Here is a 15,513-nt window from a genome sequence, read left to right as displayed (position 1 = left end):
CCGGAGCTTAAGGATTTGGTAACGACAAGAGCTCCGGCCCGGTGCATTAACGCAAATCGTACCGCGACAGTGTGTCGCTTGTAACGACCCTGCTATAAGGCGCCGATCGAGCTCGATCGAATTTTGACGGATTGTCCGGTTTCCCTGGTTGCGCATGAACAGTTCCAGCAGCACGTTCGATATCGCCATCGAACAGGCGTTCGATTTTCTGTCCCCGGAATACGCTGAGCTGTTCGGCAACTCCGCCGCCACCGCGTTCCAGCATCCACTCTGGCTGCACAGCCTCTACGCCCGGCTGGCGCCTCATGCGGGGGCAACACCTCTCGTCGTCGTGGTCCGCCATCGCGCGACGCGCGCGCTTGCGATGCTGCTGCCCCTGCTGCGGATCCGGCGTGGTCCGATACGAACCATCGAATTCGCCGACCTCCGCGTTTCCGACTATCTGACGCCGGTTTGCGGCCCGGGAGTGTTTTCGCAACTGCTCGCTGATGAGAGCGCGTGCACCGAGCTTCGAGCCCTCCTGCGCCCTTTCGACCTGCTTCGAATGACCAAGCTCCCGGACGGACGGCTTCCGGTCGAGAGCCTCCTAGCCGCGCCGCGCCGCGTCTCGATGGATACCAATGCCTATGCGACCGTTCTGATCGCGCCGTTCGAGCAATGGCGGACCAGTGCGATGGATCGCTCCTATCAGAAGGAGCTCGCGAAGAAATACCGCCAGCTCCAGAAGAAAGGCGCGTTGAGCTTCTCATGCTGCAACGACGAAGCCTCAACCCTCGAGGCGCTGAAAGTGATGAAGAAGTTTCGCGGTCCGCGGTTTCAATCGCAGGGCGACGGTGACCTGCTTCAGCGCCCCGAATATTTCGGCTTCTATGCTGACGTGGCGCTCCGCGGCCTTGGCTCCTTCGTGCGCCTTTATGCCATGAAGATGGACGGCGACGTGATCGCCGCCGTACTCGGATTGTGCCATCAGGGCACATTCCACGTCATCATGAGCGCCTTCGACATCGCCGGCTACAAGAGCCAGTCGCTGGGTGCGCTGATGTTCGAACAGGTGGCGAGAGATTGCATCGAACGCGGCGACCAGATGCTCGATTTCACCATTGGCGACGAGCCGTACAAGAAGCTGTTCGGCGGTCGGCCGTCGCCGATGTGGGCAGTCGCGCAGGCCGGCAGCACCGCAGGTGCCGTGGCGTTGTTCGCGCTGGAGCAGGCTCCCTGGCTCAAACTGGCCGCCAAGCGCATGTTGGAGTTCAAGCTCCTGCCGCCCCGCACCTCGACGCCGACGCGCTGATGAGCGCGAGGCGAGACGGCCGCGAGACTCAGGCCCGAAGTGCACTGCGGACCTGCGCGAGCCAGCCTGGCCGCATCTGATCGACGCGATGGGTGAGGCTACGCCGCAGGAAGTGCAGCCGTCGGCGCACGTCCCAGCCGAGATCGTTGCGCGAGGTCAGGGCCTGGCGGAATCGCGCCATCTTCAATGATTGCTGGTCTGCCGCAACCTTGTCGCGATCGGAATAGAACTCCGAGATCTTCTCTCGGCTCATGCCAAGCGTCGTGAGCCACCGCGGTGCATATTCGGTGCAAAGACGTTCGACGTCCGTCAGCAGGCGGGCGACGCCGGTTCCTGCGGCGGGACAGTTGGTCTGGAAGGCATCACCAATCAGCACGACGCCGGGCCGAAGGTGTCCCTCGACGACGGAGAGGTCCATGACCCAGTTCTGTATCCGGTCAACCACGTGGAAATCGCCGAGATAGGTCTGCAATCCCGGCAGCAGGCGCAGAACCGTCGCTTCCGTCTCGCGGCGCAGCTCGCGCATGATCGGATCGGTCGGATCGCGGAACATGAAGAGGTTCGCCCGCATACCCGCGCGCACCGGAAACAGGCTGAGGTAGTCAACGCCGTCCGCCGTGCGCTCGCCGTAACAGGTCAGCGCCTTGAAATCGAACGGCGCGCCGTCGCGGCGGGCGATCGTGAATCCGAACGAAACCGAGTGGCCCGCGGCCAGCACGCGCCGCCTGATGCCGAGCTTGTAGCCGAGAACTCCTGCCATGCCCGTGGCCAGAACCACGAGGCGCGCAGTGACGCGCCGTCCGGAGGCAAGCTCGAGATGCTGGGCGTCGTCGCTGCAGTTGATCGCAGTGACCTCGTCGACGATCAGGCTGGATGGATCGGGCAACTGGCCGCGCGCCATGGCGACGAGATCGGCATAGGGAAGCCCATAGGCCTGGCCGACGCTGACATCGACCACCTTGCCTTCCCTGATGTTGAGCACGCGGTCGTATGGACAGGCGGCGCTTTCGAGGCCGCGGATGAAGCCCAGCCTGCGGAATGTCTCCAGCTGAGGGCCTCCGATTTTCTCGACCCGGAACTCATCCGGATAGACTGCACGCTTGTCGATCAGAGCCACGCGATGCCCTGCACGCGCAAGAACAGCTGCCGCCAGCGATCCCGCAAGACCGCCGCCGACGATCGCGATGTCCGCGGCGATCGTCGCGCTTCCGGCAGCGGCGAGCGGCTCGGTCACGGTTCTGTCCGACGTCATGGTCCAGGTCCCCACGATTAACGTGGCTCCACGTGCAATTTTCTCGCCTGATGTCGCATCGCAGGGCCGAAAGCGATCATTTCCGGCAATCGAGGTTAATGAACCAGAAGACCGATCGGAACCAGCGATGTCCCGGCACGGACTTTGCTCGGCAGGCTCTGCAAAGTTCGCGCTTTGGCAGATCGGCGGCCATTCCGGCCGGCCATTCCGCACTCAAACGGCCGATCGTTTTCCTTCGGCCGTCAATGCAGCCCTGTGCCGCCATTCGGTCGAACCGGGCTTTGCTTGATCTGGGACAATGGAGACGGCGATGTACCACCGTGAACCAACCGACCGAGCTGCGACGTCGTTCTGGCCGGCAACATCCTCACAGCCGCTCATTAACACTCGCGATTTTTCGGCATGCTAGGCTGGCGCCGGTATCGGAACGTATCTCCTCAGGGGAGAGTTGCCCTTTAGCCTCCATGATCCAATCCATCATCCAGTTCATGCGGCGCGATGTGACGCGCGGTGTCGCCGGGACCATCCTTCTCAAGGTTGGTAGCGGCGCGCTTGCGTTTGCATTGTTCTCGCTCGCCGCGCGGACGATGTCGCCAGATGGGTTCGGCATCTTTGCGACCTGGCTTTCGGTCGCCCAGATCGCATCGGTCGTGGGCCTGGTCGGCCAGGAAGCGCTCCTGGTGCGCTTCCTGAACGAGTATCAGGTGGGAAATCGGCCCGATCTCACCAAGGGTGTGCTGCTATCGAGCCTGAAGATTTCCTCGGTCGCGATGCTGATCGTGATCGGTGCCATCGCGGTCGCGGCGTACATGAAGGGGGACTGGTGGCTGCTGATCCTCGCCGTGTCCGCCTATACCGCCGTGAATGCGGGGCTGATGCTGGGCAGCCAGATTGCGCGCTCGCTGGTCAGCATCCTCATGGGGGAAGGAAACAGGGAGTTCTTCTGGCGGCTCGGCGTCGTCCTGTTCCTGCTCGCATTCATGTTCGGCCATGGACGGCTCGATCCCGCCGAACTGTTTGCCGTGATGACGATCGTAATGTCGGCTGGCTTGATTGCACAGGTCATTTCGATTGCGCGGGCTCTGCCGGATCTCCGCGATACGGCGGCACGAACCGAGCCGTCCCGCTGGAGATCGAGCGCGCTGCATTTCTGGATTGCGTCCGTCCTCGAAGCCGCGAACCAGTATTTCGACGTCATTCTGGTTTACTGGATGCTGGATCCGGCGACCGCCGGAATCTATTTCGCCGCCTCGCGTCTTGCCAACATCTTCGCCATGCTGTCGGCCGCGCTGTACAGTTTCGGGGCGCGCCGGCTTCCTTCGCTGTACTTCAGCAAGAACCATCAGGAGTTCGAGCGGACATTGCAGCTGATGGCGGAAGTGACCGGGCTTTGCGTGATCAGCGGCCTCTTCCTGATCTGGATTGGCGGGCCCTATCTTCTCAACCTGTTCGGGCCTCATTTCGCCGCGCAGCACGGGGTCCTGATCGTGCTGGCGATCGGAACGGCGTTTCAGGCAGCGGGCGGCCCGTCTGCGGCGATCTTGCAGCTCACCGGCCATGAGCGCATCTATGTCCCCGTCGTCGCGGCGAACGTGGCCTTGCGGCTGGTCGGATTTCTCGTACTGATTCCCTGGCTCGGCGTGCTTGGCGCGGCGATCTCCGCCACGGTGTCGCTGGCGCTTGCGACCATCGCGCTCAACGTGCTCTGTCGCCGGCGGACCGGAGTTGATCCTTCGATTCTCGCGCTCTTGCGCTTCGGTGGACCGAAACGCGGCACCTATGCCGTCCGCGGCGCCGACGCAGGCGATTAAGGGGTTAGTTGAAGACGCCGCGGGAACGGCGCAGCCCGGCGCCCTCAACCGGCCAAGCCGAGCGCCTCGCCGCGACGTTGAGCCGACGAAGGATCCGCCGGCACACGATTGACGACGATCCCGGTCGGCACGCTGCCAAAGCGGGAGAGCGCAGCCGTCACCCTGCGGATTGCGGCTGAATCGATTGCGTCTTCGCGGCCAACCAGAATTACCAGATCGGCATGAGCAGCCAGCGCCGCCGCCTCCGGCTGCAGGGCAAGCGACGTTGCGTGAACGATGATCAGATCGAACTCCGAACGAATATCGTCCGTGGGCGACGGCTCGGGGCTCCTGCCCGCGCGCAGAAGTTCGTCGACGCTGCGAAAATCCGCCGTGGTCGTGCCGTCCGCTGGCGCCTTGGCGAGGTGAGTTCCGGTACCGCCGAGGTCCGGCTCGACGCGGATCAGCACGCTCAGCTTTCCACTGTTCACGGCCCACCGGTTCAGCGACCGCGCGACGGTGTTGCCGCCGGCACGCTTCCCGACCGACATCACGAGAACGACCTTCCCCAACGGCCCCGGCAATTTCTCGAGCCTGTCTAGCAGCGGCTCTAGATGGGGACCGAGATCGAGCTCCGTCGGAGACACCGGGCCTTGCCAGATGTTCCGGCTGACCTCGCCGGACGCCAGATCGGGAATGCGGGCCCACACGGGCGGACGTGTCCATGCCCCGGGCTGGCGTTGAGCCGGTTCGGGATCACGAACGTCCGGGACGGACCGGCCTACTCCGCGTCCCGTTGCGACAACGACCGCCGTCGATGTCAGCAGCGAACCGATCGCGAGCGCGGCGAGCAGCAGGGACAGCGGCGGAAGGGTCGAGCGAAGCGGTGGAATGGCGGACGAGGCAATTTTGGTCTGCGAGCTCTGCAGCAGTCGCTGCTCGTTTGTGGTCTTGGACCGCGAGAGGAATTGCTCGTAGATGTTCCTGTTGGCCTCGGCGTCGCGCTGCAGCTCCTGGAGCTTGACCAGAGCCTGACCATCCACGAGGAGCTGCGATTCAGCCGCCTTCATCTGGCTTTCGAGCGCCTTCTGCTGGTCGCGCTGCGCCTCGTATTCCGACTTTGCGGTATCGATGCCCTTCTTCCGCTCGACCTCGATCTGGCGGTTCAGATCGTTCAGCTGACTGTAAGACATCACGAGGTCGGGGTGGCGATCGCCGAGCACCGCCCGCTTCTGCGCAATCTGATCGTTGAGCGCCGATCTCTGGCCCCGCAGCGCGCTGAGGAGATCCTGCTTGACGGGGCTCTCGACATTCGCCTTCACGTCGCGCTGCGCCTGCTCGTAGCGGGCTTTGGCTTCCTCGGTCCGCGCGCGCGCAGCGGCCACTTGCTGCGACAGCTCGGTCACCCGCAATTGCTGGGTCGTGGCATCCTTGCCGGCGTTGACGATCCTGTGCTCGAGCTTGAACGTGGCAACGGCGTCCTCCGACGCCTTCAGCCGGTCGCTCAAGGTCTTGAGCCGGCCGCCGAGCCAATCGGCGGCCTCGTCGGTCGCCTCGGTGCGGATGCGGCTCTGTCTGGCGACGAAAGCTTCGGCAATGGCGTTGGCGTAGTAGGCGGCCCGCTCGGACCGGTTCGAAGTGAACCGGAAGGCGATGACATAGGTCAGCCCGCGACGGGAAATGTCGAGGCGGTTGCGGAAACGCTCGAGCAGGCGCGCGGGGTCGGTGTATCCGCCGGAAAGGTCCGGGTCGTCGCGAACCTTGAGCTCTTCGATCAGCGGCTTGAGAAAGCCGTCGGACTTCGCGACCTCGACCAGGCTCTGCAGCGCGGCGCTATCCTGCCCTATGCCCGGCAGAACGTCCTGCTCCGTGGTGACACGTTGCTCGCGGGGATCGACGACGACCAGTGCGGTCGCGGCATATCTGGTCGGAATCACCAGCAGGACGACCGCGCCGAACGCGAAAATCGCGAGAGCGAGCGTCAAGATCCGTCGAACGTTTGCGCGAAGGAAGGCGAGCGCGCCGGTCGCAGTGAGTGCGCCGCCAACGCGTGCGCCGGTCTTGCCGGTCTCACCGTTCGACGACGTCCGGCTCCACGACGCGGCGACGCCGGTCGATCCGGAACTTGTCGGCTCTGCGCGGCGACCGAACGTCATGGACTTTACTCGGATTCAACTGGCGAACACTGTTCAGTGGCCTGCTCCACCGTAAATATCTATGGTTAATCCGCAGTTACCCGCCGCGTTCGCGAGCATGACCAATTGGTTAATACGCTAGCTTAACTTGCTTTGGGAACCAGCAGAATTCCCTCGCGAAGGATGCCGTTCCGGCAATCCGTGCATTAACTCCGTTTGTTGCTAGTCGGTGTCCGCGGGATGCTCGCATGGTAGGTACCGGATCAAGAAGGTGAAAATTTCGTTTCTTCAGCGGGTCGGGATCCGTGCTCCATTACCAGCCAAACAAGGAGTTGGGCGCGACGGCTGCGACAGCACTCACGCCGCCCACCGGTAGCGGACGGAAGCTGCACGTCCTTCTCGTACAGACCCAGGCCGAGAACGCCGGCGCGCAGGAGATCTCCAGGCTGCTCGGAGCCGGCCTCTCCGCCCGCGGCCACCGCGTCACCAATCTCTTCTTCTTCCGCAAGTCGGACTCGTTCGACGAGCCTCCCGATACGCTCTACTGCGCTGCGAGCCGGCCGGGACATCCGGTGGCCCTGGCGCGAATGCTGTGGACGCTCGGCCGTCAGATCAGCACCAGCAAGCCCGACGCCGTGCTGACGTTTCAGCATTTCGGCAATGTCATCGGCGCCGGCGTGTCGCGCCTCGTCTGCCGCGCGCCTGTCATCGCCAACCAGGTTTCATCCGCGCTGTCGATGAACTGGCCAGTCCGCACGGCCGACATCGTCATGGGCAGCCTCGGCTTCTTCGACCGCATCACGCTCAATTCGCATGACATGGAACGCGAATATTCGCGCTACCCGGCGGCCTATCGGTCACGCATGGTCCATGTCCCACACGGCTTCGACGACAAGGCCCTCACCCTGTCGAAGGACGCCGCACGAGCGACGTTCAACCTGCCGCCCGATCGCATCCTGCTCGGCTGCGCGGCGAGGCTGCATCCGCACAAGCGGCTTGATGCGGCAATACGCCTGCTGCCGGAGGAGCCTTCCTGGCACCTGGCGCTGGCCGGACAGGGCGCCGACGAGGCCCGGCTGAGGCAGCTGGCTGACGACTTGAAAGTGTCGGACCGGCTGTATCTGCTCGGCGAAATCCCCCCGCGCAGGATGGCAGACTTTCTCGCCTGTCTGGACGTGTTCGTCTTCCCGACGCAGGCCGAAACCTTCGGTCTGGCTGCGGTCGAGGCCGCAAACGCCGGTGTTCCCTCCGTGGTCACCGATCTTCCCGTCCTGCGCGAGGTGCTGTCCTTCGAAGGAAAGCCGACGGCGCTGTTCGTCGATGCCTCCGATCACACGAAACTGTCGGCGGCCGTCTCACGGCTTCTGACGGACCAGCAACTGAGTGACGAACTGCGACAAAACGCCAAAGGCCTGCGGTTGCGCTATTCGGTAGACGCCATGGTGGAGGAATACGTTCGGCTTCTCAGCCAAGTCCTTTGACGGGGTACGTTGGAATAGATTGGCTCGACATGATCATCGAGTTTCGCTGTGAACGTGAGCATGCGCGGCGCTGGATGGACCGCGAGACGCTGTCGATCGACGGCCGGGACGTCCCGCTTCAAATCGCTTGGACGGCGACGACAGAGGCGCGCCCCACGGGGCTCGACGCGCTGTTCGAGCTCGAACGCATGGTGTTGCACAGGGGCAAGCACAGCGGTGCCGGCAAGCTGAAGATCAGCCCGGAATCGACGCAGGCCCGCATTGGCACGGCCGACGTGATCGTCGATTTTACGGGGGCCGCGCGCGCTCCCAACTGTTCCGCCCGGCTGTATCTGCGCCCTCTCTTCAACGGAGCCGCTGGCGAAAACGCTGCTCTCGCCGCCATTCTCGCCGGCGACCTGCCGGTGATCGAGATCGTCAACGAGATCGACGGCGCAGTCCTCGATCGCGGTCACCCATCCGCAGAGATCGCAGCCGGCTTGAGCGGCGCGCTCGAAACCGTCATGGCGCGAACCCTGACCCTGGTGGCGGCAATTCTGTCGGAACGCCCGCGCATCGTGCCGCAACTGGCGCGTCCAGCCGGAGACGGCACCGGCCGCCACCCGGCGGCTTTTGTCGCGCGTGGCCTCACCGTATCGATCGCCAAGGAGATCTATCGCCTCTGCTGCTATGCTCCGCATTGGCATGTCGGATGGCGCTTCAACGACGGCCCAGGCGTCTGGCAGAGCGGAGATCTATCCGGGCCAGGATGGAATGTGCTGGGCGATCCCGGCAATCACTTCTACGCCGACCCGTTTCCCATCAAATGGCAGGGACGAACATTCGTCTTCTTTGAAGATCTCGATCACAGGGTTGGCAAGGGCACCATTTCAGCCATCGAGTTCAATGACGCGGGTCCGGTTGGGAAAGTCGTGCCGGTGCTGGAGGAGCCCTGGCACCTCTCCTATCCGTTCCTGATCGAGGACGACGGCGCGTTGTGGATGATTCCGGAGAGCTCCCTCCATGGTGACGTCGCGCTCTACAAATGCGTTCGTTTTCCAGACAAATGGGAGCGGCACACCACGCTCCTTGCCGGACTCGAACTCGCCGATGCCACGATCACGCGGCACAATGGACTGTACTATCTCTTTGGAGCCTGGCGCGACGGAACGGGTGGCTATTCGGATTCGCTGGCGATCTACTACGCCGATCGCCTCCTGGGTCCCTGGTTGCCCCATGCCAGCAATCCGATCCTGATCGATCGTGCGAGCACGCGACCGGCGGGGCACTTCGTCACCATCGATGACAAACTGTGGCGCCCCATTCAGAATTGTGCCGACGGATACGGTGCAGCACTTGCGCTGGCGGAGATCGTCGAATTGTCGCCGACGACATTCAAGCAGATCGTCCGCCACTCCATAGCGCCCGGACCGGCATGGCCCGGGCGCAAGCTGCATACGCTGAACCGCTGCGGCCGGCTGGAGGTGATCGACGGATCGCGCGTCCAGCCCAAGATTCGCGTTTTCGCGAGCAGACTTCCATCGGCGCTCGTGCCCACACGAACCAGTCCATCCACTGCCTGCTGACGCACGCCAAGGCGCGGCCGGCAACCGTGTCAACAGCCGTGGCAGATGATCAGCTTCCTGTCGACGTCAGCGTCGAGGCGCCGCAGCTCGGCATCGACCGGCGTCAATCCGGCACTCAGCGGAATGTCACGTGGGCGCGGCTGCCGGTGACCTATAGGCACCCGGGATCGCTCGGCCGAAGCCATGTCGCCGGCCGACGCAATCTTGCGGATCCCGGCGCCTGTCATCGCTTCGGCATCTGCGCCGTTGGAGGACGAGCCGAACAAGAGCAAGGCGGCGACGACCATCGGACCACATCGGTTGGACATCATCATTCTCCTATCGCGATCGGGTTGGGTCACTTCGAGACGAGCAACCTGATGCGATGGATAGAACGAAGGAGTTACATGAAGGCTTCCCGCCTCCGAGATCGCGTTACCTGTGAAATAGATGATGCACCGTTCGGCAGTCGCTAGCCGGCGGTGGCTATGCGCTTCATTCGTTTGCTTGCCGACGCCGCGAGGCATCGCGACAGCACCGCGGCGAGCTCGGCCGACATCAACGGATGATGGACGAGCTCGGAGACGCCCGCGGTCGCAAGCAAGGGCGCAGCAAAGTGATGCATCGAGGGGCTTGCGAGAATGATTGGCAGATGCGGCGCCACATCATGCAGCAGGTAGGCAAGATCGAGCGAGGACCCTCCCGGCACATGGCACACCAGCGCCGCGTCGAAACGGGTCCCCGCGGCGCGGCAGGCCGCTTCGGCCTCGGCCAGTACCGAGAATCCGACCGGTTCGTAACCGAGCGCTGCGAGAATCTCCTCGTAGCGCAGCAATCGCTTACGGTCCGCTTCGAACACCAGAACGGTTTCCCCATTGCCGCGCAACGCGAGCGACGGCGCGTGCTGCACCGATATCGGTTCGTCCAGCGACCCGCACGGCAGCCAGACGTCGAAGCGTGTCCCGGCGCCAACGGTGCTCCGCACCGCCACCGCGCCGCCGTGCTGCTCGACGATCTCCCTGACCGTCGCAAGCCCGAGACCATTGCCTTCCGAGCGCGTCGTGAAGAACGGCTCGAACGCCTGCTCCAGCGTCGCTTCGTCCATTCCCAGCCCCGGATCGGAGACCGAGATGACGGCGAAGCGTCCACGCAGCAACCCGGTCCGCCCGATCGACAAGGAATGCATGACCTCCCGTTCGGTGATCTGCAGGTCGATGGTGCCGGGCTGTTCCATCGCCTGGGCGGCGTTGTTGCAAAGATTGAGGATGACCTGCTGCAATTGCGCCGGCTCGCCGGAGACGACGATGCCCTCAGCACGCTGGCTGACCACAAACTTCACATGCGCAGGCAACGATGCGGCGAGCAGCGCCTCGGTTTCGGCCACCAGCGTACTCATGCAGATGCGCTCCTGTCGTCCCTGGCTACGCCGGCCGAAAGTCAAAATCTGGCCGACGAGCTCACTCGCTCGCTCGCCGGCCCGGCGGATCTCGGCGAGGTTCGTCGCGGACCGGGTTCCCGACTTGATGCCGGCTTCAGCGATCTCGACATAGCCGAGGATCGCCCCGACGATATTGTTGAAGTTGTGGGCAATGCCGCTGGCGAAGGTGCCGATCGTCTCCATCCGCCGAGCTTGTTGCAGGCTTGCCTGGAGCCGCTCCTTCTCCTGCTCGAGGACCACGCGTCCCACGGCGTTGCGGATCGCATCGAAGGCGGTGCGGAAGAGCGCAAATTCGGCCCACTGGCTTAGCGCAGCGGCCTCTATCGCGTCGAAGCCGAGAATGGCGGCATGTCCGTGTCCGGACGCAGCCTTAATGCACAGCCAGCCGCGAATTCCGGCTTCGTCGAGGAGGTTCGCCAGATCGTCGGGATACGATGGCCGGACCCTGGGTATGTAGATGATCGCATCCTCGCGATCATCGTAGCGCTGGGCCAGATCGCGTGCCCGGTTCGGCCAGGTCGCGTCGAGGCGAACACCCTCGCGTACCCACCCGTAGACATTGTCGGTCCCCGCCGCCGACCACGCGAAATAAGCCCTGTCCGCACCGATAAATCCCGCAAGCTCCTCGAGCGCACTCTCAACATGACCGCGGAGGCCATCGCCATGCGACTCGATGAAGCGCATGGAGATATTTGCGATCACATGCTCGAATGCGGCGCGACGGCGCAGGGCCTTGGCGCGGGCGCGCAACAGCAGGCCGAAATAGACGAGAGCACCGAGCAGCAGCAGTGACGTGAGATACTGCAACAAGCGATTTTTGCGTGCCGCCACCCGGGCAGCGATCTGGCGCTTGACGATCAGCGCATGGACCGCATCCTGCTCACGGTTGTTGGTCTCGGCAACCAACGCCTTCAGAATGGCGTCGACATCCGGAAGCAGGTCGTGCAGCAGCTGGCCGTGCGCAACGGCAGCGTGCAGCAGCTCGTTGTCTTCGGACGTGATCTGCAGGCGTTCGAGATTGTCGAGCCGGGACTGCAGCTCGCCCGCGGTGGCATCGGACGTGTCGAGCGTCAGTTGCAGCATCGCCGCGGAAAGCGCCGAGACATCCGCCACCAGCGGCCTGTCGTTCGACGACGACAGACGGGAACTGAACAGGCTGAAATAGGTGAAGGAATTCCGGAGCAGGGCGTTCTTGCTCTTGAACTGCTCGATCAACTCCTCCTGCCTGGCGGCACGCGCCGCCAGCACGTCGATCGCGGCAATCTGCTCCTTGTCCGTGTCGGCCGCCTCGCGAAGCCGCACTAGAGCGGCGTCGTAGGCATCCACCATGGCGACGAGGGCATCGTAATTCTTCGACAGGCCGGCCCGTGACGTCAGCACCTCGCGGTTCACGGCGCGCTCGAACCGGGTGAAGTCGGAAAGCGCCTGCGTTTGGCGGTCATAGCGGTCCGAGTTCAAATTCAGGCCGTTCAGCAGAAGCCAGGTTAGCAGCGCGAGCAGGAACGCCACACCGACCATCGCGGGGGCGACTTTCATGGCTCACCTCCGACCTGGGCGCCGCGGTATTCTCCGGTCAGGCTGCGGAGAAAGGCGACGATCGCCTTGATTTGATGGTCTGTCAGAGTCGCGTTTAACTGAGATACCCCCATTTTCCGGACAGCCTCTTCCAGAGTCGGTGCGCTGCCATCGTGAAAGTAAGGTGGGGTCGTTCCGACATTGCGCAGGCTCGGCACGCGCAGAATGGCCGGGTCCGGCGAGGACAGAGGATGAAATATGCCGCGACGCTGAAACAGATTCCCGCCGACATTGACACCTTGATGGCAAGAGACGCAGCCCAGCGATTTGAACTGGTGATATCCTTCCAATTCCTCGGAGCTCAACGCGGTGCCATCGCCCTCGAGCCAGCGATCGAACCTGCTGCCGGGCGTCACCAGCGTCTTCTCATAATTGACGAGGGCATCGACGATGTTGTCGCCATCCGGACCGCGGCCATAGGCCGCGAAGAAGCCGGCGCGTACCACAGGATCCTGCTTGAGTTTGTTCGCGATCGTGTTCAGATCGCTGCCCATGATCCGCGGGTTGACCAGCGACGACGTGACGTCTGCGCCGACCTCGCGATATTTTCCTTCCCAGCCGAAACGAAAATTGTGGGTTGCGTTGAAGACGGTCAACGTATTGAACGGCAGCTCCGCGCCGTCCAGATCGACGTCGTGCGGCCTCGTGCTCGCGCCATTCGTGCTGATGTCGTGGCATGACAAGCAGCTTTTCGAATCATCGCGCGACAGACGCCGGTCGCCAAAGAGGCGTTCACCGAGCTGGACCTTTCGCGGATCGAGCGCAGGAGCCGGCGGCATCGGCGTGATCGGCTCGTCCATGCCGCGCAAGGCGGGCGGCATCGGAGGCGCCGCCCGTGGCGGTGCCGGCGAGGGCTGGAGGCCACTGACGACCAACACACAGACGGCCACGGCAGGGCGCCACGGCATCAGCTCACGCAACGAACGAGTCTGGGGAGATCCGGACACTTCGCCTCAAGTAGGCGTTATCGCGCACTTCAACAATATATCGTTGCGGCACAATTCGCCTCCGACCTTCAAGTCTTCTTGATCGATGAGGCGGGCTCTCGCTGTCGCATCGATCAGCCGTCTTGTCCAACCGTACAGCATCAAGCCGGTCTCCAGGCCGCGCGGGATGAGCGCGCAGGCAATCGCGTGGTAGTAGTCCAACCCAGCGATTGCGCAGAAGATCGCATCAGCAATCATGGCAGTACCTCACCATTCGCTCGATGTCCGCCCGGCCCTGGATCCCGAGATCCCGCAAGGTCCGGTCGTCGTATTGCGCAAGCGCCGTGACGGCCCGTCTGATCTCCTGCTCCCTGCGCCAGTACATCCACAACGCCATAATCTGCTCCCCGAGCCCGGCGAGCCGATTTCTGCGGTCGCGCGAACGTTGCTCGGCCCACGCGGCGACACCAGGCGCGATGATGTTGGATCCATCCAAGGCATGAAAGGCGCCCTGCTCGTGCACCACGGCGGGATGCTGATTGCCGGCGGGGCGGGCCTGGTGCGGATTTGCGGAAACCGACGCCTCATCGACCGGGAAAACCGCGATCGGATGCATCGACGCGCCGTAAACCGCAAAGCCTTCCATGAAGAACGCCAGCGCCACCCACCACCAAGCGGTGGCCGGACGCTCCGTATCCGCCGAAAGCACCACAGCCGACGGCCCCGTGTATTTCGACATGTCCCGCGTGGCGCGAGCCATGTCGCCCCGATCACCCGGCAGAACCAGGCCGTGCGCGTTGACGCCGCTCCGCCGCTGGGACGGCCGAACGATCCGGCTCACGCTTGAAGGCAGTTGCTGTTCCAGCATCGGATGATTCTCCTGCACGATGTTTGCAGGAGTGACACTGAAGCCGCCCTGTTACGTCACCGTCACCGCCACGCCGAAAAAGGTTACAGACGCAGCCCGGCGGCGCCACGTTTGCAGTATCGCCGGCAGGCTTTCCATCGTTACTGATCCGGGTTTTCGTTCGTAGCGCAATTAGAATGGTTCTACGGGGAGCGTGAAGACGTAACCAACGCCGCGCTCGGTCTGGATGATGCGCGGTGCGCTCGGATCGGTCTCCAGCTTGCGCCGCAGCCGCAATACCTGAACATCGATGCTCCGGTCGAAGATGTCTTCGTGGACGCGGGTCGCCTGCAGCAGGTGCTCGCGGGTCAGCGGCCGTTGCGGCGCTTCAAGAAAGGCCAGCAACAGCGCGTATTCGCCCTTGCTCAAGGGAACCTGCTCGTTTTTTTCATCCAGCAGCCTTCGGCCACGGCGTTCGAGCTTCCAGCCGTTGAAGCGATAGCCGCCGCGCTCCGGATCGCGAGCGCGCGCGGCCCGGCCCATCTCCTGACGGCGCAACACGGCGCGGACCCGCGCCAGCAGCTCCCTCAGGCTGAACGGCTTGATGATGTAATCGTCAGCGCCGAGCTCGAGGCCGACAATGCGGTCGATTTCATCGGGCCGATGCCCCGTCGTGATGATGACAGGCACATCGGACTGCGCACGGATTTCCCTGAGCATGTCGAGGCCATCGTCCTTTCCCAGCTGGAGATCGAGGATGATCAGGCTGGGCTGCGCTCCTTCCAGATGCCGATGCAGTTCGGCCCGAGTGGATGCGGCCTTGCTCGGTACGTTATGCTCTTCCAGATATTTGATCACCATTTGCCGTAGGGTGGTGTCGTCATCGACGACGATGATATGGCCGACGTCTGCCAACATATTTGGTCTCTCAAACTTGCCCCAGGAGCCTGCCTCAGGCCAATCCCGCTTGCCGCGCAATGTCAGGGTCTGGACAGGCAAAAGACTGCTCCGGCTGAAGCGGAAAATAAGGCACGCGGTCCGCCGGCGGGAATTTCGACTGTCCGAAACGAACGATCATTTACCGACGGCGTATCTAGATATGTACCGGCGACGAACAATAACGTTCGCGATCTTGGACCGCGAACTAGGTCATTTATCCGTCGCATCGCGCCAAATCTCCTAGTCGTGAAGACTTGTGATCCCTACCATTTACTACTTGAGCGGACGCGGCGCC

Annotated in this window: 12 protein-coding genes; 4 read left to right on the top strand and 8 right to left on the bottom strand. The window is 63.3% G+C overall.

The window, feature by feature from the left end:
* Window positions 1–154: 154 nt before the first annotated feature.
* Entirely contained in the window at window positions 155–1,291 is a 1,137-nt protein-coding gene (locus tag HAP40_RS14395) for a GNAT family N-acetyltransferase (protein ID WP_166817173.1), read from the top strand.
* Between the two features lie 28 nt (window positions 1,292–1,319).
* Here HAP40_RS14395 and HAP40_RS14390 read toward each other — a convergent pair whose 3' ends face one another.
* The gene (locus HAP40_RS14390; protein WP_166817174.1) at window positions 1,320–2,543 is read right to left on the bottom strand and encodes an FAD-dependent oxidoreductase; all 1,224 of its coding nucleotides are present in this window, start codon (window positions 2,541–2,543) and stop codon (window positions 1,320–1,322) included.
* 464 nt (window positions 2,544–3,007) lie between these two features.
* On the opposite strand from HAP40_RS14390, the gene HAP40_RS14385 reads away from it, so the two are divergent.
* Entirely contained in the window at window positions 3,008–4,354 is a 1,347-nt protein-coding gene (locus HAP40_RS14385) for a lipopolysaccharide biosynthesis protein (RefSeq protein ID WP_166819508.1), read from the top strand.
* A gap of 44 nt (window positions 4,355–4,398) precedes the next feature.
* Here HAP40_RS14385 and HAP40_RS14380 read toward each other — a convergent pair whose 3' ends face one another.
* Window positions 4,399–6,489, bottom strand: coding sequence for a GumC family protein (locus HAP40_RS14380; protein ID WP_166817175.1), 2,091 nt, complete (start codon window positions 6,487–6,489; stop codon window positions 4,399–4,401).
* Window positions 6,490–6,773: 284 nt separating this feature from the next.
* Here HAP40_RS14380 and HAP40_RS14375 point away from each other — a divergent pair, with 284 nt between their 5' ends.
* Window positions 6,774–7,949 carry a glycosyltransferase family 4 protein gene (locus HAP40_RS14375; protein WP_166817176.1) on the top strand — a complete coding sequence of 392 codons (1,176 nt, stop codon included), beginning with the start codon at window positions 6,774–6,776 and terminating at the stop codon, window positions 7,947–7,949.
* Between the two features lie 29 nt (window positions 7,950–7,978).
* On the top strand, window positions 7,979–9,514 hold the full coding sequence (locus tag HAP40_RS14370) for a glucosamine inositolphosphorylceramide transferase family protein (RefSeq protein ID WP_166817177.1): 1,536 nt from the start codon (window positions 7,979–7,981) through the stop codon (window positions 9,512–9,514).
* Between the two features lie 29 nt (window positions 9,515–9,543).
* Here the strand turns inward: HAP40_RS14370 and HAP40_RS14365 are convergent, their stop codons facing one another.
* The 6 genes from HAP40_RS14365 to HAP40_RS14340 form a co-directional block, all read right to left on the bottom strand.
* Entirely contained in the window at window positions 9,544–9,822 is a 279-nt protein-coding gene (locus tag HAP40_RS14365) for a hypothetical protein (protein WP_166817178.1), read from the bottom strand.
* A 143-nt stretch (window positions 9,823–9,965) separates the two neighbouring features.
* Window positions 9,966–12,449, bottom strand: coding sequence for a two-component system VirA-like sensor kinase (locus HAP40_RS14360; RefSeq protein ID WP_246741104.1), 2,484 nt, complete (start codon window positions 12,447–12,449; stop codon window positions 9,966–9,968).
* Window positions 12,450–12,463: 14 nt separating this feature from the next.
* Window positions 12,464–13,327: a cytochrome-c peroxidase gene (locus tag HAP40_RS14355; protein WP_246741105.1), complete on the bottom strand. Its 864-nt coding sequence runs from the start codon at window positions 13,325–13,327 to the stop codon at window positions 12,464–12,466.
* 132 nt (window positions 13,328–13,459) lie between these two features.
* Entirely contained in the window at window positions 13,460–13,690 is a 231-nt protein-coding gene (locus HAP40_RS14350; RefSeq protein WP_166817180.1) for a hypothetical protein, read from the bottom strand.
* Window positions 13,680–14,300, bottom strand: coding sequence for a DUF1127 domain-containing protein (locus HAP40_RS14345; RefSeq protein ID WP_166817181.1), 621 nt, complete (start codon window positions 14,298–14,300; stop codon window positions 13,680–13,682). Before HAP40_RS14345 ends, HAP40_RS14350 begins: the two co-directional genes overlap by 11 nt.
* Before the next feature lie 171 nt (window positions 14,301–14,471).
* The gene (locus HAP40_RS14340) at window positions 14,472–15,197 is read right to left on the bottom strand and encodes a response regulator (protein ID WP_166817182.1); all 726 of its coding nucleotides are present in this window, start codon (window positions 15,195–15,197) and stop codon (window positions 14,472–14,474) included.
* Window positions 15,198–15,513 lie beyond the last annotated feature (316 nt).

The sequence above is a fragment of the Bradyrhizobium sp. 1(2017) genome (assembly GCF_011602485.2).
In the GTDB taxonomy this organism is placed as follows: domain Bacteria; phylum Pseudomonadota; class Alphaproteobacteria; order Rhizobiales; family Xanthobacteraceae; genus Bradyrhizobium.
The sequence above is the reverse complement of the archived record's forward strand: the minus strand, read 5'-3'. Positions and strand labels throughout refer to the sequence as shown.

What these genes read in the sequence shown, in the direction of transcription:
- HAP40_RS14395 (WP_166817173.1), top strand. Translation starts at nt 155, where the DNA reads ATGAACAGTTCCAGCAGCACGTTCGATATCGCCATCGAACAGGCGTTC.
- HAP40_RS14390 (WP_166817174.1), bottom strand. Translation starts at nt 2,543, where the DNA reads ATGACGTCGGACAGAACCGTGACCGAGCCGCTCGCCGCTGCCGGAAGC.
- HAP40_RS14385 (WP_166819508.1), top strand. Translation starts at nt 3,008, where the DNA reads ATGATCCAATCCATCATCCAGTTCATGCGGCGCGATGTGACGCGCGGT.
- HAP40_RS14380 (WP_166817175.1), bottom strand. Translation starts at nt 6,489, where the DNA reads ATGACGTTCGGTCGCCGCGCAGAGCCGACAAGTTCCGGATCGACCGGC.
- HAP40_RS14370 (WP_166817177.1), top strand. Translation starts at nt 7,979, where the DNA reads ATGATCATCGAGTTTCGCTGTGAACGTGAGCATGCGCGGCGCTGGATG.
- HAP40_RS14365 (WP_166817178.1), bottom strand. Translation starts at nt 9,822, where the DNA reads ATGTCCAACCGATGTGGTCCGATGGTCGTCGCCGCCTTGCTCTTGTTC.
- HAP40_RS14360 (WP_246741104.1), bottom strand. Translation starts at nt 12,449, where the DNA reads ATGGTCGGTGTGGCGTTCCTGCTCGCGCTGCTAACCTGGCTTCTGCTG.
- HAP40_RS14355 (WP_246741105.1), bottom strand. Translation starts at nt 13,327, where the DNA reads ATGCCGCCCGCCTTGCGCGGCATGGACGAGCCGATCACGCCGATGCCG.
- HAP40_RS14350 (WP_166817180.1), bottom strand. Translation starts at nt 13,690, where the DNA reads ATGATTGCTGATGCGATCTTCTGCGCAATCGCTGGGTTGGACTACTAC.
- HAP40_RS14345 (WP_166817181.1), bottom strand. Translation starts at nt 14,300, where the DNA reads ATGCTGGAACAGCAACTGCCTTCAAGCGTGAGCCGGATCGTTCGGCCG.
- HAP40_RS14340 (WP_166817182.1), bottom strand. Translation starts at nt 15,197, where the DNA reads ATGTTGGCAGACGTCGGCCATATCATCGTCGTCGATGACGACACCACC.